This is a genomic window from Streptomyces sp. CB01249 (genome assembly GCF_001905735.1).
Lineage (GTDB): Bacteria > Actinomycetota > Actinomycetes > Streptomycetales > Streptomycetaceae > Streptomyces.
Genome location: NZ_LISW01000009.1, coordinates 201,169 through 221,864, shown reverse-complemented (window position 1 = coordinate 221,864; position 20,696 = coordinate 201,169). Strand labels below are relative to the sequence as shown.

22 protein-coding genes are annotated in these 20,696 nt (G+C 72.5%); 12 read left to right on the top strand and 10 right to left on the bottom strand.

All coding sequences use genetic code 11. From position 1 onward, the window contains the following. Window positions 1-9 precede the first annotated feature (9 nt). Window positions 10-810, bottom strand: coding sequence for a GNAT family N-acetyltransferase (locus tag AMK18_RS31165; RefSeq protein WP_073865434.1), 801 nt, complete (start codon window positions 808-810; stop codon window positions 10-12). Between the two features lie 68 nt (window positions 811-878). Between AMK18_RS31165 and AMK18_RS31160 the strand changes: the two genes are divergently transcribed. Then, the gene (locus AMK18_RS31160) at window positions 879-1,859 is read left to right on the top strand and encodes an aldo/keto reductase (RefSeq protein ID WP_443333242.1); all 981 of its coding nucleotides are present in this window, start codon (window positions 879-881) and stop codon (window positions 1,857-1,859) included. Here AMK18_RS31160 and AMK18_RS31155 read toward each other — a convergent pair. Next, on the bottom strand, window positions 1,856-2,710 hold the full coding sequence (locus tag AMK18_RS31155) for a helix-turn-helix transcriptional regulator (RefSeq protein ID WP_073865433.1): 855 nt from the start codon (window positions 2,708-2,710) through the stop codon (window positions 1,856-1,858). The genes AMK18_RS31160 and AMK18_RS31155 overlap by 4 nt on opposite strands. 144 nt (window positions 2,711-2,854) lie before the next feature. On the opposite strand from AMK18_RS31155, the gene AMK18_RS31150 reads away from it, so the two are divergent. The 3 genes from AMK18_RS31150 to AMK18_RS31140 all read left to right on the top strand — a co-directional run bounded on the left by AMK18_RS31150 (window position 2,855) and on the right by AMK18_RS31140 (window position 5,438). Next, window positions 2,855-3,634, top strand: coding sequence for an NAD(P)H-dependent oxidoreductase (locus AMK18_RS31150; RefSeq protein WP_073865432.1), 780 nt, complete (start codon window positions 2,855-2,857; stop codon window positions 3,632-3,634). Between the two features lie 139 nt (window positions 3,635-3,773). Then, window positions 3,774-4,598 carry an aldo/keto reductase gene (locus AMK18_RS31145; RefSeq protein ID WP_073865431.1) on the top strand — a complete coding sequence of 275 codons (825 nt, stop codon included), beginning with the start codon at window positions 3,774-3,776 and terminating at the stop codon, window positions 4,596-4,598. A 45-nt stretch (window positions 4,599-4,643) separates the two neighbouring features. Then, window positions 4,644-5,438 carry an SDR family NAD(P)-dependent oxidoreductase gene (locus AMK18_RS31140; RefSeq protein ID WP_073865430.1) on the top strand — a complete coding sequence of 265 codons (795 nt, stop codon included), beginning with the start codon at window positions 4,644-4,646 and terminating at the stop codon, window positions 5,436-5,438. A gap of 12 nt (window positions 5,439-5,450) precedes the next feature. Here AMK18_RS31140 and AMK18_RS31135 read toward each other — a convergent pair whose 3' ends face one another. Beyond that, a complete protein-coding gene (locus tag AMK18_RS31135) occupies window positions 5,451-5,807 on the bottom strand; it encodes a winged helix-turn-helix transcriptional regulator (RefSeq protein WP_073865429.1) in 357 nt (118 codons plus the stop codon). A gap of 77 nt (window positions 5,808-5,884) precedes the next feature. On the opposite strand from AMK18_RS31135, the gene AMK18_RS31130 reads away from it, so the two are divergent. The 5 genes from AMK18_RS31130 (at window position 5,885) to AMK18_RS31110 (ending at window position 11,735) form a co-directional block, all read left to right on the top strand. Beyond that, window positions 5,885-6,526, top strand: a complete 642-nt coding sequence (locus tag AMK18_RS31130) for an NADPH-dependent F420 reductase (protein ID WP_073865428.1) — start codon at window positions 5,885-5,887, stop codon at window positions 6,524-6,526. A gap of 95 nt (window positions 6,527-6,621) precedes the next feature. Next, a complete protein-coding gene (locus AMK18_RS31125; RefSeq protein ID WP_073865427.1) occupies window positions 6,622-7,224 on the top strand; it encodes a hypothetical protein in 603 nt (200 codons plus the stop codon). Window positions 7,225-7,366: 142 nt separating this feature from the next. Continuing rightward, window positions 7,367-8,815: a glycoside hydrolase family 76 protein gene (locus AMK18_RS31120; RefSeq protein ID WP_241836686.1), complete on the top strand. Its 1,449-nt coding sequence runs from the start codon at window positions 7,367-7,369 to the stop codon at window positions 8,813-8,815. A gap of 78 nt (window positions 8,816-8,893) precedes the next feature. After that, window positions 8,894-11,227 (top strand): thiamine ABC transporter permease, encoded by a 2,334-nt coding sequence (locus tag AMK18_RS31115; protein ID WP_073865426.1) that lies wholly within the window; start codon window positions 8,894-8,896, stop codon window positions 11,225-11,227. A gap of 4 nt (window positions 11,228-11,231) precedes the next feature. Continuing rightward, the gene (locus AMK18_RS31110; RefSeq protein ID WP_073865425.1) at window positions 11,232-11,735 is read left to right on the top strand and encodes a GNAT family N-acetyltransferase; all 504 of its coding nucleotides are present in this window, start codon (window positions 11,232-11,234) and stop codon (window positions 11,733-11,735) included. Window positions 11,736-11,738: 3 nt separating this feature from the next. Here AMK18_RS31110 and AMK18_RS31105 read toward each other — a convergent pair whose 3' ends face one another. Genes AMK18_RS31105 through AMK18_RS31090 form a run of 4 tightly spaced genes read right to left on the bottom strand, consistent with a single transcriptional unit; the run spans window position 11,739 to window position 15,908 of the window. Continuing rightward, the gene (locus tag AMK18_RS31105) at window positions 11,739-12,653 is read right to left on the bottom strand and encodes a class I SAM-dependent methyltransferase (protein WP_018102987.1); all 915 of its coding nucleotides are present in this window, start codon (window positions 12,651-12,653) and stop codon (window positions 11,739-11,741) included. Continuing rightward, the gene (locus AMK18_RS31100) at window positions 12,650-13,762 is read right to left on the bottom strand and encodes an NAD(P)-dependent alcohol dehydrogenase (protein WP_073865424.1); all 1,113 of its coding nucleotides are present in this window, start codon (window positions 13,760-13,762) and stop codon (window positions 12,650-12,652) included. The genes AMK18_RS31105 and AMK18_RS31100 overlap by 4 nt, the downstream gene beginning before the upstream one ends. Next, window positions 13,759-15,144 carry an aldehyde dehydrogenase family protein gene (locus AMK18_RS31095; RefSeq protein WP_073865423.1) on the bottom strand — a complete coding sequence of 462 codons (1,386 nt, stop codon included), beginning with the start codon at window positions 15,142-15,144 and terminating at the stop codon, window positions 13,759-13,761. The genes AMK18_RS31100 and AMK18_RS31095 overlap by 4 nt, the downstream gene beginning before the upstream one ends. A gap of 8 nt (window positions 15,145-15,152) precedes the next feature. Further along, window positions 15,153-15,908 carry a (5-formylfuran-3-yl)methyl phosphate synthase gene (locus AMK18_RS31090; RefSeq protein WP_073865422.1) on the bottom strand — a complete coding sequence of 252 codons (756 nt, stop codon included), beginning with the start codon at window positions 15,906-15,908 and terminating at the stop codon, window positions 15,153-15,155. Between the two features lie 173 nt (window positions 15,909-16,081). On the opposite strand from AMK18_RS31090, the gene AMK18_RS31085 reads away from it, so the two are divergent. Next, window positions 16,082-16,369 (top strand): hypothetical protein, encoded by a 288-nt coding sequence (locus AMK18_RS31085; RefSeq protein WP_018102991.1) that lies wholly within the window; start codon window positions 16,082-16,084, stop codon window positions 16,367-16,369. 66 nt (window positions 16,370-16,435) lie between these two features. Here AMK18_RS31085 and AMK18_RS31080 read toward each other — a convergent pair whose 3' ends face one another. Next, a complete protein-coding gene (locus AMK18_RS31080; RefSeq protein ID WP_073865421.1) occupies window positions 16,436-18,337 on the bottom strand; it encodes an RICIN domain-containing protein in 1,902 nt (633 codons plus the stop codon). A 227-nt stretch (window positions 18,338-18,564) separates the two neighbouring features. Here AMK18_RS31080 and AMK18_RS31075 point away from each other — a divergent pair, with 227 nt between their 5' ends. Next, window positions 18,565-19,218 carry a TetR/AcrR family transcriptional regulator gene (locus AMK18_RS31075; protein WP_443333241.1) on the top strand — a complete coding sequence of 218 codons (654 nt, stop codon included), beginning with the start codon at window positions 18,565-18,567 and terminating at the stop codon, window positions 19,216-19,218. Between the two features lie 13 nt (window positions 19,219-19,231). On the opposite strand, the gene AMK18_RS31070 is transcribed toward AMK18_RS31075, so the two are convergent. Beyond that, window positions 19,232-19,681: a GNAT family N-acetyltransferase gene (locus tag AMK18_RS31070; RefSeq protein ID WP_073865419.1), complete on the bottom strand. Its 450-nt coding sequence runs from the start codon at window positions 19,679-19,681 to the stop codon at window positions 19,232-19,234. A gap of 87 nt (window positions 19,682-19,768) precedes the next feature. Between AMK18_RS31070 and AMK18_RS31065 the strand changes: the two genes are divergently transcribed. Continuing rightward, complete coding sequence (locus tag AMK18_RS31065; protein ID WP_026171505.1) at window positions 19,769-20,275, top strand: hypothetical protein; 507 nt, start codon at window positions 19,769-19,771, stop codon at window positions 20,273-20,275. A gap of 22 nt (window positions 20,276-20,297) precedes the next feature. On the opposite strand, the gene AMK18_RS31060 is transcribed toward AMK18_RS31065, so the two are convergent. After that, entirely contained in the window at window positions 20,298-20,693 is a 396-nt protein-coding gene (locus AMK18_RS31060) for a hypothetical protein (RefSeq protein ID WP_073865418.1), read from the bottom strand. Window positions 20,694-20,696 lie beyond the last annotated feature (3 nt).

Genomic DNA, 20,696 nt, shown 5'->3' with positions numbered 1-20,696 from the left:
CGGCCTCCCTCACTCCTGCAACCCGTAGAAGCGCATGGCCGAATTGGGGGTGAATCCGATCCGGGGGTACACCGGGGCACCCGCCGCCGTCGCGTGCAGGGTGGCGCGGGTCAGCCCGGTGGCGCGGGCCCCCTCGTACAGCGCCTTGCGCGTCACCGCCTCGCCGTAACCCCGGCGCTCCCACGCCGGATCGGTGGCGACCAGCACGACGAAGAGCCGCCCCGCCGCCTCCACCGTCGCGGCACACGTCACCGGCACCCCCTCCCGCAGGCCCAGATAGGCGTGCACCCCGCTCTTCCACAGCGCGGACCCCGCCAGCCCGTCGCGGCCCGCGTCCAGGGGGAAGCCGTACGCGCGCGAGTTGAGATCCGCGTAGGCCAACAGGTGCTCGTCCTCGCTGACGCGGACGAACTCCAGCTCCGGGTGGGCCGGTTCGGGCAGCGGGAACAGGTCGCCCGCCATGCCCGTGCCGGGGAAGGCGTACGCCAGTCCGGCACGCTCGGCCGCCGTGTCCAGCGAGGCGCGCGCCTCCGGGTCGAGCAGCCCCTCGAAGACCCAGAGGAAGCCGGGCCGCCGCTTCGCCCGCATGATGTCCGCCGCCTCACTCATGCGCCGGGCGGCGAGCGCCGCGTCCGCGCCGACGTCGGTCAGGGTGACGCAGTTCCAGAACGCGAAGCCGCAGTCGGCCCAGCGCACGGCGATCCCGGGCAGGTCCCGTACGTCCGCGCCGGCGTCCCGGTCGAGCACCATGGTCCGCCAGCCGACGGTGAGTTGTTCCATCGACTCGACCGATTCCGCGAGATACGCCACCACAACTCCTGAAGGTTTCGAAGAACGGGCTTGACCTGGAGCGCACTTCAACGCCGAGCATGACGGACATGAACGCGAACACGAACCGCACCGACGCGCACGCCACCGACATCAACGAGGCGAGCCCCCGGATCGTTCTGGGCACCATGGGCTTCGGCACACAGGTCGACCCCGACACGTCCTTCGCCATCCTGGACGCCTTCGTCGCCGGTGGCGGCGGCTGGCTCGACACCGCCAACTGCTACTCCTTCTGGGCCGATCCCAGCGGCGTCGGCGGTGCCAGCGAGCGCGTCATCGGCGCGTGGCTTGCGGCCCGCCCCGGCGCCCGCGGCGCCGTACGGATCGCGACCAAGGTCCGGCAGAACCCGCTCGTCCCGCACTCCTGGCCGCAGAGCGCCGAAGGCCTCTCGGCCCGCGCCGTCCACGCGGGCATGGCGGCAAGCCTGGAACGCCTCGGCGTCGACCACGTCGACGTGCTGTGGGCCCACGCCGAGGACCGCACCGTCCCCCTGGAGGAGACCGTCGGAGCCTTCGGTGAACTGGTCACCAAGGGCGTGGCGTTGCGGGTCGGCGCGGCGAACCACCCCGCCTGGCGCGTCGAGCGCGCCCGCTCCCTGGCCCGCGAGCAGGGCGTCGAGCCGTGGACCGCCCTGCAACTGCGCCACTCCCTCGTCCAGCCCCGCCCGCTCACCCCCGTCGCTGAGGGCGGCCACCGCCACCTCACGCCCGACGACCTGGACCTCGCCGAGGCGGAAGGGCTGGAGGTGTGGGCGTACAGCTCCCTGCTCTGGGGCTCCTACACGCGCCCGGAGAAGCCGTTCCCCGCCACGTACGACCACCCCGGCACCGCCGGGGTCCTCGCGGTCCTGGACGAGGTGGCCGATGAGGTCTCAGCGACGAAGAACCAGGTCGTCCTGGCGTGGCTGCTGCACCGGGGCATCGCCCCCATCGTCGGCGTCAGCCGCGTCCAGCACGTCGAGGAAGCCCTCGCCGCCCGGGACGTCCGGCTCGGCGAGGACCACCTGGCACGCTTCGAGGCGGCGCGCTAGCGGGGGCGTTCCTCGCGGACGCGGGGCCGGTCGGGTGCGCCGTCGCTCTCCGCGCCCAGCCCGGCCAGCAGCCGCAGTCCGTCCTCCGCCGGGCTGCCGGGCGCCGCCGACAGCACGATCATCTCCCGGCCCGGCGCGTCCACCAGCGAGAAGTTCTCCTGGTGCAGCTCCAGCACACCGACGAGCGGGTGCCGGTACACCTTGCGCCCATGCGTACGGGCCCGGACGTCCGCGCGGGCCCACAGCCGGCGGAAGCGGTCGCTGCCCATCGACAGTTCCCCGATGAGCGAGGCCAGCCGCGCGTCGTCCGGATACTTGCCGGCGGCCAGCCGCAGGTGGCCGACCGCGTCCAGGGTGCACTGCTCCCACTCCGCGTACAGACCCCGCTCGGCCTCCTCCAGGAAGAGGTGCCGGGCGGTGTTCATCCCCGGCAGCGCCCGGCCGTACAGCAGCCGGGCCAGGCGGTTGCCCGCGAGGACGTCCATGCGGTGGTCCATGATCAGCGCGGGTGCGTCGGTCACCAGGTCGAGCACGCGCAGCAGCTCGGGCCGGACCCGCCCGCCGGGCGTCTTCGCGCGCCGACGCCGCTGCCGGGCGAGCCGGTCGAGGTGCTCGCGCTCGGTCTCGTCCAGACCGAGGACACGGGCGAGCGCGTCGAGGACCTGCTCGGAGGGCTGGGTGGCGCGCCCCTGTTCCAGGCGTACGTAGTAGTCGACGCTCACCCCGGACAGGTGCGCGACCTCCTCGCGGCGCAGCCCGTCCACCCGGCGGCGGCTGTCGGCGGAGATGCCGGCCGAGGCCGGGTCGACCCGGGCGCGCCGGGTCCGCAGGAATCCCGCGAGATCGTCCATGCCCCCAGTATGGCCACGCCCGGCCCGCGCGAGGGTGGCCCTGCCGGTACCAGGAAGTCCCGTCGGATGGAAGCGGCGCCCCTGAACAACGGACGCCCCGGCGTCCAGGATCGAACCCATCCGATCCGAAGGAGTGCGTTTCCCATGAAGACGCTCATCGTCCACGCCCACCCCGAGCCGAAGTCCCTCAACGGCTCGCTCAAGGACCTCGCGGTCTCGACCCTGGAGGCGTCCGGGCACGAGGTGCGGGTGAGCGACCTGTACGCGATGAACTGGAAGACCACCGTCGACGCGGCGGACTACGGGCCCGACGCCTCGGACCCGCTCAGGCCGGCCCGCGACTCCGGCCGCGCCTTCGACGCCGGGACGCTCACCCCGGACGTGCGCGCCGAGCAGGAGAAGCTGCTGTGGGCGGACACCGTCATCTTCCAGTTCCCCCTGTGGTGGTACACGATGCCCGCGATCCTCAAGGGCTGGGTGGACCGCGTGTTCACGTTCCACTTCGCGTACGGCGTCGGCGAGCACAGCGACACCAAGTACGGCGAGCGCTACGGAGAAGGCACCCTCGCGGGCCGCCGCGCCCTGCTCTCGGTGACCGTCGGCGGCCTGGAATCCCACTACGCGCCCCGGGGCATCAACGGCCCCATCGACGACCTGCTCTTCCCGATCCAGCACGGCATCCTCCACTACCCCGGCCTCGAGGTGCTTCCGCCGTTCGTCCTGTACGGCACCGACCGGATGACCGACGCGGACTACCCGGAAGCGGCCAAGGCCTGGCAGGAACGCCTGCTCACGCTGGAGACGACCGCCCCGGTCCCGTACCGCCGCCAGAACTTCGGCGACTACGAGATCCCGTCCCTGCACCTCAAGGAGGGCCTGGAACCGACGGGCCGCACGGGCTTCGGGCTGCATGTGGGGGAGTGACCGACGCGGGAAGCCGTCGATTGCATTAGTAAGCGTGTGCAAGTATTGTCTATGCATGTAAGGCGCGCTTGCATGCATGTGCGGCGAGCCGGCCCGGCTCGCCGCACGGCATACGACGAACACGTAAAGGACCACCCCCATGGCTTCCGTGCCCACCCTCACCCTCAACAACGGCGTCCGCATGCCCCAGCTCGGCTTCGGCGTCTTCCAGGTGCCCGACGACGAGACCGCCACCGCCGTCGGGTACGCCCTGGACGCCGGGTACCGCAGCATCGACACCGCCGCGGTCTACGGCAACGAACGCGGTGTCGGCCGGGCCATCGCGGACTCCGGACTGCCGCGCGAGGAGCTCTTCGTCACCACCAAGCTGTGGAACGCCGACCAGGGCTACGACCAGGCGCTCGCCGCCTTCGACGCCTCTCTGGACAAGCTCGGCCTGGACCACGTGGACCTCTACCTCATCCACTGGCCCACCCCGGCCCGGGACCTGTACGTGGAGACGTACAAGGCGCTGGAGAAGATCCTCGCCGACGGCCGCGCCCGTGCGATCGGCGTCTCCAACTTCCAGGTCCCCCACCTGCGGCGGCTCATGGAGCACACCGGCACCGTCCCCGCCGTCAATCAGGTCGAGCTGCACCCCGGCCTCCAGCAGGCGGAGCTGCGCGCCTTCCACGCCGAGCACGGCATCGCGACCGAGGCGTGGAGCCCGCTGGCCCAGGGCGCGGTGCTGGCGGACGAGGCGATCACGCGTATCGCTCAGGCCAACGGCGTAACCCCCGCGCAGGTCGTGCTGCGCTGGCACCTGGCGACGGGCAACATCGTGATCCCCAAGTCCGTCACCCCCGCCCGCATCCGGCAGAACCTCGACGTCTTCGGCTTCGAACTCACCGACGCCGACCTGGCCGACCTCGCCGCCCTCGACCGGGGACTGCGCACCGGCCCGGACCCCGACACCCTCAACTGACCCGCGCGGGCCGTGTCGCCGGCCCCGGCGCGAGGAGGACCCGCCATGCACATCGATCTCTCCGGCCGCACCGCCCTGGTCACCGGCTCCACCCAGGGCATCGGCGAGGCCATCGCCGTCGGGCTGGCCCGGGCCGGCGCCCATGTCGTCGTGAACGGCCGCGGCCAGGAGCGGGTCGCCGAGGCCGTGCACGCCGTACGGGCCGCCTCGGGGAGCGAGGAGGTCACCGGCGCGGCGGGCGACCTCGCGACCGAGGACGGCGCCGCGGCCGTGCTGGAGGCCGCGCCGCCGGTCGACATCCTGGTCAACAGCCTCGGCGTCTTCGGCTCCGCCGCCCCGCTGGAGATCGAGGACGCGGAGTGGCGCCGCTACTTCGAGGTCAACGTCCTCTCCGCCGTCCGCCTCATCCGCGCCTGTCTGCCGGGCATGAAGGACAGGGGCTGGGGGCGCGTCCTCAACATCGCCAGTGACTCCGCCGTGGTCATCCCCGCCGAGATGATCCACTACGGCATGACCAAGACCTCGCTGCTCGCCGTCTCCCGCGGCTTCGCCAAGGACGCCGCGGGTACCGGGGTCACCGTCAACTCCGTCATCGCGGGACCCACCCACACCGGCGGCGTCGAGGACTTCGTCCGGGAACTCGTCGGCGACGACCTCCCCTGGGACGAGGCCCAGCACGAGTTCATGGTCAAGCACCGCCCTCAGTCCCTGCTGCAACGCCTCATCGAGCCCGAGGAGATCGCCAACATGGTCGTCTACCTCGCCTCGCCGTACGCCTCCGCCACCACGGGCGGCGCCCTCCGCGTCGACGGCGGGTACGTCGACTCGATCCTGCCCTGAGCGGGCCGGCCGCTACAGCTCGTCCGCGCCGGAGTCCTGCGCCGCCATCACCTCGTCGCCGTGCTCGAAGGCCCACGCCCCGATGGTGTCGATGGGCCCCAGCAGGGTGCGTCCGAGGCCGGTGAGCGCGTACTCCACGCGCTGCGGGGAGCCGGGGTACGCCTGCCGGGACACGAGTCCGTTGAACTGGAGGCGGCGCAGCGTCTCGGTGAGCACCTTGGGGCTGATCGACCCGATGTGCTCGCGCAGTTCGACCGGGCGGCGGGGGCCGTCGCGCAGGGACCAGAGCACCACGGCGTTCCAGGTGTGGGAGAGCAGGTCGAACGCCAGGCGGGCGCGGCAGTCGGCGAGAAAGGCGTCGGTGGTCACGTACCAGATGGTGCCCGAGCCGCGTTCTAGCGTCGATGCGAACGGCTGAACAGGCCTCCATCGAAAGGACACGCGTGATGAGGATCGGCGTACTGGGCGCGGGGAACATGGCGGACGCGCTCGCCACCCACTGGGTGCGGGCGGGGCACGAGGTCGTGGTCGGCGGACGCGACGAGGAGCGCGCCCGGCGGCTCGCGGCACGGCTCGGCGGCGGCGCGAAGGCCGCCGGGCTCCGCGAGGCAGCCGCGGCCGGAGACGTGGTGCTCGCCGCGCTGCCCTTCGGCGCCGGGGCCGAAGTGGTGCGGGACCTGGGTCCCGAGCTCCGGGGCAAGGCGCTGATCGACTGCTCCAACCCCGTCGGCCCCGGCTTCCGGCTGCTGACCCGCGGGGGCGTCTCGGCGGCGGAGCGACTGGCCGACGCCGCGCCCGGAGTGCACGTGGTCAAGGCGTTCAACCTCTGCCACGAGGACGTATGGCGCATGCGTCCGCCCGTCTTCGACGGCCGCCCGCTTGCCGTACCGGTGTGCGGGGACGACGGCCCCTCCCTCGCGTGCGTGCACCGGCTCGTACGGGACACCGGGTGCGAGCCCGTGCCGGGCGGCGCACTGGAACGCGCGGGGCTCCTGGAAGCGACTGCGGCGCTGTTCATCGGGCTGTGGGTCGGCGAGGGAGCGGACGCCCAGGCGATCGCACCGCCGCTGGCGTACGCGGCCGGATGACGGGGCCCGGGCCCGCGAAAAAAAATCGTCAGGGCCCGGCCGCGGGTTCATGAGAAGGTGCGAACCGGCCCGGCCGAGGGGGAGGGGCATCGCTCATGGGGCTGACCTACAGCTACGACATCTACCTGCGCCCGCAGAACGTCGCCGGGGCGCTGGCCGCGCTGACGGAGCTGGCGGCGCCGGACCCCGACGGGACTCCGCTCCACGTCACACTGCCCGGTGGTGACCGGATCGCCCTTCCCTTCACCTCGCAGTTCGGGAGCGACCCGGTCGACTGCACCACCGGCGACGACCTCGAACTCGACACCTCCCTCATGTTCGGCCTGGACGACGCGGTACGCGCGTACGCCGACCGGCCCGGTTACGCCCCGGCGGCCGACGGGCGGCTGGAGGTCGGCTACATCTACGCCACGGTCCGCTTCGCGTCCGCCCACCACCCGGGCTACGCGTCCATGGAGTTCTGGGCGGCGACCTCGGCGATGAGCCGCCTCTTCGAACGCTCCGCCACGGTCCGGGAGACGTTCACCGGTCTCGCGGCGGCCGCCGGGGGAGTGTGCTGCCTGTTCGACATCGGCGACGGCAGCCCCGGCGAAGTCTGCTGGCTCACCGGTGAAACGCTCCGGGCGCCGATCGGCGGCCCCCGCTTCCCGGACGTGGACACGCTGGTCGCGGCGTGGCCGGATCCCGGCGCCGGGTGAGCGCCCGGGGTGGTGCTCCTCGCCGCGCGGCCCGTGCCCGCGCCGTTGACGTGCCCATGGCGCTTCGCTAGCGTCGGAGAGCGTTCTCCTGCGCGTCGGCGGAGCGCTCTCCGCCGCCCCCCACTCGTTCCGGGAGCCCTCCATGAAGCCTGCGCGCCCTCGGGCGGCCCTCATCGGCGCCGTACTGACAACGTTGTCCGCACTCCTCGTGGGCGCCGTGCCCGCCGTCGCCGCCCCGGAGGCGGCGGTGTGCAACAAGTACTGCGACGCGCGGGACCCGGCGCTCAGTCCGCAGGACCGGATTCCCGTCACGGCCACCGTCGACTCCCGCACGATCGCCCTCCACATCGACGACACCGACGCGATGGGCTGGGGCTCCCTCGACAACGGTGGGGCGGGCGACCACGTCTGGCTGGACCGCTCCATGGACGGCGGCAGGACTTGGGCCTCCGGCAGCAAGCTCGGCGACACCGCCGTCCCCTCCGGGGGCCGGGGCTGGCGCACCCAGATGTACAACGTGGACGACTGGAACACCCAGGGCGTCGGAGCCCTGCGCGCCTGCGGGCAGCCCGCGGGCGGCGGCGCCATCGCGTGCACCCCCTGGGCCCGCACCACCTGGAACGCGGGCAACAGGAGCACCGCCGCCGCGACCGCCCTGATGATGTCGTACGACCGGGGCACCAAACTCTTCGGCGGCAACGGCTGGTGGACGGCGGCCAACGCGCTGACCGCCGTCATCGACAACATCCGGATCACCGGCATGGGCAGCTACCGGTACGCCATCGCCGACACGTACGAGAAGAACATCAACGCCCAGGGCGGCCAGTTCCGCAACGAGTACCTGGACGACACCGGCTGGTGGGGCCTCGCCTGGATCGCCGCGTACGACCTGACGGGGGAGAGCCGCTACCTCGACACCGCCCGGGCCGACGCGGACCACATGTTCGCCAACTGGAACGGCACCTGCGGCGGCGGGGTCCGGTGGAACACCGACGGCAACTACAAGAACGCCATCACCAACGAACTCTTCCTCGCCCTCACGGCGGCCCTGCACAACCGCATCCCCGGCGACACCGTGTACCTGGACCGGGCGAAGAACGAGTGGGACTGGTTCCAGCACAGCGGCATGATCAACGGTGACCGCATGATCAACGACGGCCTGGACGGCAACTGCGCCAACAACGGCCAGCCCACCTGGACCTACAACCAGGGCGTCGTCCTGGGCGCGCTCACCGAACTGCACCGGGCCACCGGGGACCAGGCCCTCCTGACGACCGCGCGCGGCCTCGCCGACGCGTCCACCGTCCGGCTCCAGACCGACGGCGTCCTGCGCGAGCCCGGCGAGGGCGACGGCTGCACCGGGGACGGCCCCAGCTTCAAGGGCGCCTATGTGCGCGGCCTCGGCACCCTCAACCGCGCGCTCGCCGACCACCCGTACGCCGCACCCCTCGCCCGCTGGGCCGACAGCGCCCACGACCGCGACCGCAACGCCCTCGACCAGTACGGCCCGCACTGGAACGGCGGCGGCGGGACCAGCGACTACGGCTGCCAGCAGAGCGCGCTCGACCTGCTCAACGCCGCCACCGGCTGACCTTCCGGGGCGCCCGGCACGCGAAATGCCGGGCGCCGTCACCCGGGAAGGAACACCCCGGCTGAGTACGATCCCCTGATGAGCGATGCGCATGCGGCCGGGGTGATCCGCGTGGTCGGCGCGGCGACGAACAACCTGAAGGACGTCACCGTCGACGTGCCCAAGAAGGCGCTCACCGCCGTCACGGGGGTGTCCGGCTCGGGCAAGTCCTCGCTGGTGCTGGACACGATCGCGGCCGAGGCCCAGCGGCTGGTCAACGACGCCTATCCGACATTCGTACGCAACCGGCTGCCGCAGCTGCCCGCGCCCGAGGTCCAGTCGATGGACGGGCTCACGTTCACGGCGCTGATCGACCAGCGCCGCTTCACCGGCAACGCCCGCTCCGTCGTGGCGACCGCCTGCGACGTCGCACCGCTGATGCGGCTCGTGTTCTCGCGGATCGGCGAACCCTCCGCCGGGTACACACCCGCGTACTCCTTCAACGACCCGACCGGGATGTGCCCGCGGTGCGAGGGCATCGGCACCGTGGTCGACATCGACCCCGCCGAACTCATCGACCCCGAGAAGTCCATCAACGAGGGGCCCGTCCGCTTCAGCCTCTTCCGGCGGGGCGGCTACCGGTGGAAGCGGTTCGCGTACAGCGGTCTGTTCGACCGGGACAAGCCGCTGAAGGACTACACGGACGAGGAGATGGACCTCTTCCTCCACGCCGAGCAGCTGAAACTGCCCGACCCGGACCCCGAGTTCCCGAAGACCGCCCGCTTCGACGGCGTCATCACCCGCATGCGCGACACCTTCGTCAAGAACCACCCGACGAAGATCTCCGCGCAGGTCCGCGAGGAGCTCGACCGCATCACCACCCGGCACACCTGCCCGGAGTGCCACGGCACCCGGCTCAACGAGGCGGCCAGGGCCAGCCTGATCGACGGCCGTTCCCTCGCGGACTGGTCGGCCATGTCGGTCACCCGGTTACGGGAACTGCTGGCGGACACCCACGACCCGCGCGTCGAACCCGCGCTCGACGGCATCCGCGCCACCCTCGACGCCCTCCGCTCCGTCGGCCTGGGCTACCTCTCGCTGGACCGGACCTCCTCCACCCTCTCCGGCGGCGAGGCCCAGCGCGTGAAGATCGTCCGGCACCTGGGCAGCGCCCTCACCGACGTCACCTATGTGTTCGACGAGCCCTCGGTCGGCCTGCACCCTGTGGACGTCCACCTGCTCACCCAGCTGCTGCTCCGGCTGCGGGACTCGGGCAACACCGTGCTGGTGGTCGAGCACCACCGGCAGCTGATCGGCATCGCGGACCACGTCATCGACGTCGGCCCGGGCGCCGGGGCCGACGGCGGGCGGATCGAGTTCGAGGGCACGCCCGACGCCCTTCGCGCGAGCGGCACGGTGACCGGGCGGCTGCTCGGGACCCCGCTGAAGGTCGCGACCACGGCCCGCCCATGGCAGGGCTCCGCCCTCGTCCGCAAGGCCCGGGCCAACAACCTGACCGGCTTCGACGCGGAGTTCCCGCTCGGCGTCCTCACCGCCGTCACCGGCGTCGCGGGCTCCGGCAAGAGCTCCCTCGCCACCGGGGAACTCCCCGCCCAGCACCCCAGGTTCACCGTCGTGGGCCAGGACCCGCTGCGCGGCGGACAGCGGTCCACCTCGCTGTCCGTCCTCGGCGTGGCCGACCACGTCCGGGGCGCGTTCGCACGGGCGTCGGACCTGGACCCGTCCTGGTTCAGCTTCAACTCCAAGGGCGCCTGCCCCGCCTGCCGGGGCAAGGGCCACCTCACCACCGAGCTGGCGTTCCTGGACGACGTCTCCACCCCGTGCGACGTGTGCGGGGGACGGCGCTTCAACGACACCGCCCTCGCCGTCACGGTCGGCGGCAGCACCATCGCCGACGTGCTCTCCATGGCCGCGCACGAACTCGCGGACCTGCTCCCCGACGACCCCGGGATCGTCGAGGCGATGTCCTGGCAGCAACGCGTCGGCCTCGGCTACCTCGCCGTCGGCCAGTCCCTCGACACGCTCTCCGGCGGGGAGAAGCAGCGCCTCCTCCTCGCGCGCCACCTCTGCGGCGTGGACGACCTGTCCGGCGAGCGGATCGTCCTGGACGAGCCGACCACCGGACTGCACCCCAGCGACGTGGACCGGATCAACGTGCTCTTCGACAACCTGCTCGACGCCGGGGCCACGCTCGTCGTGGTCGAGCACAACCTCCGCGTTGTCGCCCGCGCCGACCACGTCATCGACATCGGGCCCGGGGCCGGCAGCGACGGTGGCCGGGTCGTCTTCACCGGCACCCCCGCCGCCCTGCTCGGCGACGACACCTCGCTGACCGGCCGCGCGCTCCGGCTCGCCTCCGCACCCGATACCCGGCCTCGGCGGAAGGCCGCCCGGGGCCGTGCGGCAGAGTAGGGGCATGCCGACCTACACGACCATGCCGTACCACCTGGAGACCGAGCGGCTGATCCTGCGCCCCTGGGCCGAATCCGACGCCGCCGAGTTCAGCGAGCTGCTGTCCGAACGCGGCGAGGAGAACTACACGGTCGAGCGCGCCCGCAAGGGCATCGCCGGTCTCCTCGCCGGCACGGAGAACACCGGCATCGCCCTCCTCCCCATCCAGCGCCGCGAGGAGGGCGACTTCATCGGCTACTGCGGACTGATCATCGGCCGCTCCACCCTGGAGGAGCCCGAGATCGCCTACGAGCTCTTCCGGCGTGCGCACAACCAGGGTTACGCCACCGAGGCCGCCCGGGCCGTGCTCGGCGCCGCCGCCGCGACCGGGCGGCGGCGGCTCTGGTCGACCGTCGCCACCTGGAACGAACCCTCGCTCCGCGTCCTGGAGAAGCTCGACTTCGTACGGGACCACCTCTCCACCGAGGAGAACGGCGAAGTCGTCTGGCTCACGCGCGAGTTGCCGTAGGCGCTACACCCGGCGCCGGTACGCGAACACCCAACGGTTCCCCTCCAGCGCGTCGTTCGGTTCCGGCAGCGGGCCGCGCCCGTGGCGGCGGGTGAACTCGAAGGGCGTGTGCGTCGACGCGGACCAGCCCCGCATGGCGAGCCGCCCCGCCGAGTCGGGGCGCGGGCCCGGGTCGAAGAGACCGAGCAGATCGATGCCGATCTGTTCACGCGTCGCCGTGTAGATCGCGCTGTCCCGGTACGCCAGGAGGTCCGCCTCCAGCTTCGCCTCAAAGGCCAGGGCGCTGCCCTCGGTGGCCAGCAGATCCACCGTGTCCACGAGATACGTCTCGGCCGGGCCCGGCAGATAGAACAGCAGCCCCTCCGCCAGCCAGATGCTCGGCGCCGCCGGGTCGAAGCCCGACGCGGTCAGCGCGGTGACCCAGTCGTCGCGCAGATCCACCGGAACGAGCACGCGGCTCACCCTCGGCGCGGCCGACAGCTCCGTCAGCACCTGGTGCTTGAAGGCCAGCACGCCCGCCCGGTCGACCTCGAAGAACACACAGTCCGACGGCCAGTCCAGCCGGAACGCCCGCGTGTCCAGCCCGGCCCCGAGCAGCACCACTTGGCGGGCGCCCGTGAGCACCGACCGCACGACGAAGTCGTCCAGGACCCGGGTCCGCAGCCCGAAGTAGCGGGCGAACCGGCCCCACAGCGCGTTCCCGTCCCCGTCGGGCACCTCCTCGATCCGCACGGGCCACTCGGCGCAGGCCGGGGCCGCCCGCACGAAGTGCTCGGCGTACATGTCGCGGGCCAGGCTGTCACGGCGGTGGGTCTCGATCGCGCGGGCGGCGGCGACCAGCAGAGCGGTCAGCCCCACACCCCCGTCCACGCCTTCCGCCGCCAGGTCCTGGGGCGTCGTACCGCATGCCTCGTTCATCGGCTTCTTCCCTCCGGGATCAGGACGGGTTTGACCACCCGGCCCGCTTCGCAGTCGCGTTCGGCCTCGTTGACGTCGGCCAGGGGATAGGTACGGATCAGCTGGTCGAAGGGGAACCGCCCGGCCCGCCACAGCTCCGTCAGTACGGGGATCAGCAGCCCCGGCACCGCGTCCCCCTCGCAGATGTGGCGGACGCTCCGGCCCCGGTCCAGGGTGCCCGGCTCCAGCGACAGGGCGCTGTGCAGCCGTGCCACCAGACCCAGCGTCCCGGTCGGGCGCAGCGCCCGGAGCGCGTCGTTGATCAGGGCGGGCGACGCCGTCGTGTCCAGCGCGTACCGGGCACCGCCGTCCGTCAGCCGGCGGACGCGCTCCGGCAGCCCGGCCGCGTCGGCGGACAGCGGGACGGCCCCGAACCGCTCGGCGAGCTCCAGCCGCCGCGGCAGCCGGTCCACCGCCACGACCGGCACACCGGCCGCCACCGCCGCCATGACCGCGGCGAGACCCACCGCCCCGGCACCCAGGACCACCAGCGGGTCGCCGGGCCCGGCGCGGAAGGTGTTGAGCACCGCCCCGGCCCCGGTGAGGAAGCCGCAGCCGAGCGGCCCGAGCAGCTCGACGGGCAGCGCGGGATCGACGCGCACGGCGTTGCGGGCGGACACGAGCGCGTACTCGGCGAACGAGGACTGGCCGAACCACCGGGGGGCCAACGCCTTCCCGTCCGCGTCGCCGAGCCGGAGCGGCTCCTGCGCACGCCCGCCGAAGAGGTTGAGGGCGGCGAAGGAGTCGCAGTACGCGGGGGCCGCGCCCCGGCAGTTCCGGCAGTGCCCGCAGGAGTCGAAGCTCAGCACCACAGGGTCGCCGACGCCCGTCTCCGTACCGGGCCCGCCGCCCGACGCCACGACGACCCCGGCCCCCTCGTGGCCGAGGACCGCCGGGAGCGGGCTGCGCCCGGCGGACCGGCGCACCGCGAGGTCGGTCCGGCACATCCCGGCGCCCGCGATCTCCACCAGCAGCTCACCGGGGGCGGGTTCCGTGTGCAGGACGACGTCCTCGACCGCGAACGGCTCCTCGTACCCGCGCAGCACCGCCGCCCGGAATCTCCTGGTCATGGCACCTCCGGGCGGTGGACGACGAACGGCCGCAGATTTCCGTACAGCCCCCACGGCCCGCCCGCGACGCCGACCCCGCTGTCCTTGGTCCCGGCGAACGGCTGGGCGAGCGACAGCTCCGCGTGGTGGTTGATCCAGGCCGTCCCGCATTCCAGCCGGTCCGCCACCGCCTCCGCCCGGTCGAGATCCGTGCCCCAGACGGAGCCGCCGAGGCCGAAGCCCGTGCCGTTCGCCGCGTCGACCGCCTCGTCGACGCTCCCGTACGGCAGCACCGGCAGGACCGGCCCGAACTGCTCCTCCGTCACCACCGCACTCTCCGGCGGCACATCGGTGAGGACCGTCGGGGCGAAGAAGTGGCCGGGCCCGTCCAGCCGGTGCCCGCCGGCCGCGGCCCGGGCGCCGTCGGCCAGGGCCCGTCCGGTGAGCTCCGCCACCCGGGCCAGCTGCGGGGCGTTGTTGACCGGACCGATGCGGGTGTCCGGGTCGAGGCCGCTGCCCACCGCGACGGACTTCGCCCGCAGGGCCAGCGCCTCGACCACCTCCGCGTGCAGCCGGGCGGGGGCGTACACCCGCTTGACGGCCATGCAGACCTGCCCGCAGTTGCGGAACGCGGCCCAGAACAACCGGTCCGCGATCCCCTCCACATCGACGTCGTCCAGCAGGACCGCCGCGTCGTTCCCGCCCAGTTCCAGGGTGACCCGGGCGAGGGAGGCCGCCGCCCCCTCGGCGACCGCCCGCCCGGTGGGCACCGAACCGGTGAACGTGACGTGCCGGATGCCCGGATGCGACGCCAGCCGGGCCCCGAGGGGTTCGCGGCCGGTGACGACGGTCAGCACGTCCTCGGGCAGGGCGGTCGCCAGCACGGACCCCAGCAGCCGGGTGGCGAGCGGGGTGTACGGGGACGGTTTGAGGACCATCGTGTTGCCCGCCGCGAGCGCGGGTGCGAACTTCGCCGCCGCCAGTTGCAGCGGGAAGTTCCACGGCACGATCGCCGCGACCGGCCCGACGGGCCGCCAGCGGACCTCGCTGCGCACGGGCCGCCCGTCGCTGATCCGCCGCGTCCTGGGGGCCAGGTCCGCGAAGTACCGCAGCCGGGCCGCCGTGCGGGCGACCTCGGCGTACGACTCGGCCAGCGGCTTGCCCTGCTCCCGGGTGAGCAGCCGCGCCAGTTCGTCACCGGCCGCCTCCACGGCACCGGCCGCGCCGAGCAGCGCCTGCGTCCGGGCGGCGGCGTCGGCCCGCCACCCGGACCAGGCCCGGTGGGCCCGGCCGATCACCGCGTCCAGCTCCTCCGGCCGCATATCGGGGGCCTCGCCGCAGGTCTCCCCGGTGGCCGGGTCGGTGACGGGGATCCCGCGCCCCGCTTCTTCGAAGGTCGGCATTCCGGCGGTCAGCCCGCGAGGGTGACGCCGGCCGCGAACTCCCGGGCGTGCCGGTCCATCTCCGCCCGGAACGCGGCCACCAGATGCGGCTGAATCCTTCCGGCATTGCGGTCACCGCCCTCGCAGACCGCCCCGCGCACCCCCACGATGTCCGTGCCGATACGGGTCAGCGTGGCGAGGTCCGCCTGCTTCACGCTGCCCGCGAGGGCCGCGAGCAGCCCGGAGGCATGGGCGAGACCGACGAACTCGGCGCAGACGTCCGGCGGTACGTGGTCGAACAGCCGCGAGCCGTCCTTGATCGCCGTGTCGAGCATGGCCGCGTCGGCGCCGGACCGGGCCGCGATGTCGGGCAGCGCGAGCGGGTTGACGCAGCCGACGCGGTGGGCGTCGGCATAGCCCGAGGCGACGACCAGGGCCTCGGGACGGTAGTCCTTCACCGCCCGCACGACCGCCCGCATCACCTCGATCCCCTGGTCGGGCGTCGTGCACCCGTAGAGCCCGACCTTGATGTACGTGGCGCCCGAGACGACGGCCCCCAGCGCCGCCTGGGCCACCGTGCCGGGCTTGTACGGAACGTCGCCCACGGTCGCGGAGACCGGTTTGCCGGCCGGGACCGCCTCCCGGATCTCCCTGATGACCCAGGGGAAGTTGGCGCCGAGCGACCCCTCGTCGGGCTTCTTCACATCGACGATGTCCAGATACTCCGCCGCCTTCGCGCAGTCGACGGCTTCCTCGACGCTGTCCGGAGAGATGAGAAGCAACACCTTGGGCTCCTTCCGCCGCAGGGGTGCGGATCACCAGGTTGACCTGCGGTGTGCTCATCCTTTCCGCCGCCCACGGGCCCCGGTAGAGCGTGCGGAAACCCCCGGGAGCACGGCGGCCCAAGCGCACAGCGCCGCACGCCCCGGCGCGCGGAGGCACGTGGGATCATGCGGGGATGAGCGGAGACCTGGAAGTGAGTGCGCTGGCGGTCAACATCACGATCCCGCCGGAGCTCCGCTGGACCGACACCCGGCGTGGGACGGAGTTCCAGCTCACCACCCTCAACATCCGGCTCCTCCCCGATGGCCACCTCGCCGCGAAGGCGTACGGGCGGCCGGTGGAGGGCGGACGCGGTGCCTACGTGTCGTTCCCGGTGCCCGACCGGCCCGAACTGGCGGCCCTGATCGCCGAGGGGGCGAGCCGCGCCGGCACGCTGTGGGCCGCCCACCGCGGTCTCGGCTGAGCCCGGCGGCGTACGCGCGAAGCCCCCGCGAGCGGACCGCTCGCGGGGGCACACGGACGAGGGTGCTCAGCTCTCCAGGGAGAAGGTCTGCGCCGCCGATCCGTCGCACGGCTGCTGCGCGAGGTGCGCCCCGTTGGCGGTGGACCCGCCGTCCACGGCCAGGCACTTGCCGCTGTTGCGGGCGACGAAGCGGTAGCGCCCGGCCGCGCCGGAGGGCTCCGCCCGCCACTGCTGATTGGTGCCGCCCACGTACGACCACAGGTGCACGCGGGTGCCGGACGCGGTCGCGCCGGGGCCACCGTCGACGTCCCACACCTTGCTGTTGTGCCGGTTGACGACCTGGTAGGTGCCGTCACCCGCGGACCGGAACTGCCAGCCCTGGTTGGCGCCGGTGGTGCAGCTCCACTGCTGGAGCGCGGTCCCGTCGGCGGTGCCCCAGTCGGCGGCGTCCAGGCAGGCACTGCTGCCGGCGTTCTTCACCCGGTACCAGGCGGACGGGTCGATGGAGCCGGTGGGCGGCTCCGTGGTGCCGCCGTCGGTGCCGCTCCACACGAAGGTGGCGACCGCGCCCGCGGGCAGCGTGTAGACCAGCGACCTGCCGTTGTCGGTCAGCGAGAACTTCTGCGCGCTGGTGGCCGAGTTGACGACGTACGCGGCACGGGTGCCGTCCGGGTTCTGGAAGGCGACGTTCTCCACCCCGCCGTTGCCCTGGCTGGTCGAGCCGATGCGGGTGGCGCCGGGCTTGACGAACTTGGAGAGCTGGCCCAGCACGTAGTACTCGGCGTTGCGCGTCACATTGCCGTTCGCGATCTCCACGACGCCGTTGCAGCGGTCCGAGCAACCGCCCTGGTGCGGGCCGCCGTTCTGGTCCAGTGCCAGGTTCCAGTCGATGACCGTCTCGCCGCCGTTGCGCATGTTCTGCACGACGAGGTTCTCGGCGTGCCACTTGAGGGTGTCGGCGAACGTGGCGGACCGGTCCGCGCTCTCCGTGCCGGAGCACTCGGTGAAGAACACCCGCTTCCCGGCGTTGACGACCTGTTGCTGGGCGGAGGGGTCCCCGCCGTAGCAGTGGAACGCGGCGCCGATCACCCGGCTCATGCCCGGGGTCCCGTTGAACACCTCCAACGGGTAGTTGGGGTGGTCCCAGTTGTGGTCGAAGGCCAGCAGGTTCGTCGGCAGGTTCGCCGCCGTCAGCGTACGGTCGAGCACCTTGAAGAAGTCCGCCTGCTGGGACGACGTCATGGTCATCGAGGGGTAACTCGCCGCGAACTCCGGCTCGTTCTGCACGGTCAGGTCGGTGAGCGTGATGCCCTGCTGCCCGTACGCCTTGATCGCCTTGACCAGGTAGTCGGCGTAGGCCTGGTAACTGTCCGTCTTGAGGCTGCCGCCGTTGAGCGCGTTGTTGGTCTTCATCCAGGCGGGCGGCGACCAGGGGGTGCCCATGAAGCGGATGGCCGGGTTGACCGAGGTGGCCTGCTTCAGGACCGGGATGATCTCGGCCTTGTCCCGGTCGATGGAGAAGGAGCCGGGGGTGTCCTCGTACGTGTAGAGGCTGTTGTCCGCGTTGAAGTCGCTGCTGCCGAGCGGCTGGCGCAGATAGCTGAGCCCGATGCCGTCGCCGGAGGACGAGAACAGCGAACTCATCAGCGCGTTCCGCTTGTCCTGCGGAAGGCCCTGGATGAGGTGGGCCGAGGCCCCGGTGACCGAGGCGCCCGCCCCGGTGTACTTCTGGCCCTTGCTGTTGGCGTCGACGCGGATGTCGACGCTCTGCGGCGAGCCGGTGAAGGCGACGGAGCCCTCGGCTGACAGCTTCTTCGCGCCGTCGGGGGTGGTGACCCATACCTGAGCTGTGGGGTCGGCGGCCTGTGCGGCCGTACCGCTGCCGGCCAGGCCGACGGCCGCGACGGCCATCGCCAGGGCCGCGCCTGCGGCGCGCGCCCGTGGGCGCGGGGGAGTGTCGTGGGACATGTGCGGCTCTCCTTCGGTCATGCCTGGGGGAGGACATGGCGCGTCCCTCGGACACCGTGTCAGGCGCGGGCTCCGTGGACGACGGCGATATGAAAGCACACCCACTAAGTGGTTAGTAAGTAGTCGTACGCGCATTGGTGCGGGCGGTTTCCGCGCCCCCGCGACCCCTGGTTCAGCGGCCCGGACGCCCCCGTTGACCCCCGTTCCCGCCGGTCTAAGCTGTGCCGGTGAGCAACCAGTCAGCAGGCAGGTCCGGCCGGTCGGCCAAGCCCCGCACGCCCAGGAGCCCGGAAGCCCAGCAGCGGCAGCGGGACATCCTGCACATCGCGATGGACACCTTCGCCGCCCGTGGCTACAACAACGCCTCGCTCGCCGAGATCGCCGACCGGGTCGGCCTCACCCAGGCCGGTGTCCTGCACTACTTCCGGTCCAAGGCGCTGCTGCTCACCAGCGTCCTCGAACTGCGCGACGAGTCGGACATCCAGCAGCTGGGCCCGGACCGCCCGCAGGGCCTGGCGTTCCTGCGCCACCTGGTCGACACGGCGACCCGCAACGCCGAACGCGAGGGCATCGTCCGCCTGTACGCCGTCCTGTCGGCGGAGTCCGTCACGGACGACCACCCGGCGCAGGAGTACTTCCGGGACCGCTACGACGGGCTGCGGGGCCTCGTCGCCGACGCCCTCCGCGAGGCGTGCGGCCTCCCCGACGACGGGACGGACAAGGTTGAGCACGCGGCCGACGCGATCATCGCGGTGATGGACGGCCTCCAGGTTCAGTGGCTGCTGGCCCCCGGCGCCGTGGACATGGCCGCCTCGACGGACCTGGTGGTCAACGCCCTGCTCAGGACGCTGGCCCCGGACCGCTTCGGCGCGGACGGCTGAACGGCGCCGCGGCTCACGCCTCGCGCGCGAGGTAGCGCCGGAAGCCCTGGGCCCGCGGCTCGAAGCCGCAGGACTCGTAGAACGTGTGGACGTACGCGTCATCGGCGGCGAGGAGCTGCACCTTGTAGCAGCCCGCCTCCTCCGCGAGGCCCACCACCGCGTCCAGCAACCGCCGCCCGACGCCTTGGCGACGCCCCGCCCCGGCGACCACCACGTTCTCCACGAAGAGGATGCCCCGGCCGCCCCGCGTCAGGTTCGGCATGACGATGCTGTCGGCCGTCCCGACGACGGACCCGCCGGCCTCCGCGACGAGAACGGTCCGCCCCTGCTGTGCCGCGATGCGCTCCCACCCCGCCCGGGCCGTCTCCGGCGACAGGTCGGGGTCGTCGGGGTTCAGCTCGCGGTAGAGGGCGAGCAGCGCGGGAAGGTCCGGCGCGGCGGCGGTTCGTACGGTGATCTCCACGCTCGTAAGCCTAGGGGCGGCTCCTGCGTTCCGGTGATCTTTCGGCGGCGGGCGGTCCGTTCCGGGGCCGGGAGCCGTTACCCGTGCATGGACCGCAGAAGCATGCTGCAACTGACCTCGGCGGCGACGATCACCGGGGGACTGGTGGCCGGAGCCGCCGGAACCGCCCACGCGAAACGGAGGGCCGACCAGCAATTCATCCTGCACGGCAGGCGCACCGGCGCGAACATCCCGGACATCCTGACCGTCGGCGTCCCGTACTACGTCCGCTACGACCTGACGGACGCCGAGGGCCGCGCCGTGGGCACCGAGAACGCGCACTGCCTGCCCGTCACCGTGGGACCCGACGGCTCCTTCGTCATGGCGACGCTCGTCCTGGCCCTCACCGACGGCATGATCACAGCCTCCACCGCCTTCCAGCGCCCGCTCCCCGCCGTGACCGAACTGCCCCTCGACTCACGCCGCTGGACACACGAGTTCGCCGTCACCGGGGGCACCGGTACCTACAACGGCGCGGAGGGCTCGGTCAGCATCGAACACCTCACCCGCGACGAGGACACCCTCACCGTCACCCTGACGGACGGCGCCGGGTAGGTGCCCGTACGGGACCGGGGCCTCACGGTTTCAACGGGCCGTAGGCGCCGTCCCGGAACGTGAAGTGCGTCGGCTCGATGTCGTACTCCTCGCGGAAGTGGCCGCCGAGGCAGGGACCCGCGACGTGCGGGGCCAACAGGTCCAGCACCGTGACCAGTTCGCCCAACTCGTCGTCCATCCAGTAGTTGCGGCTGTACAGGCCCCACCCCTCGTCCTGGAGGCGGAGCGACGCGAAGTCACCGCCGGGCAGACGGCTGTGCGGGTCCGGGGTGAGGAGCGGGTACGCGTGCTCCTCCTCGCCGTGCCCCGGTGGTGGTTCCTCGGTCAGGCCGAGGTGCCACCGCAGGGCGTCCAGCACCGGGGCGGGCGTGTCCGCGCGGAGGAAGCAGGTGAAGACGACTTCGTAGTGCAGGCTCATGGG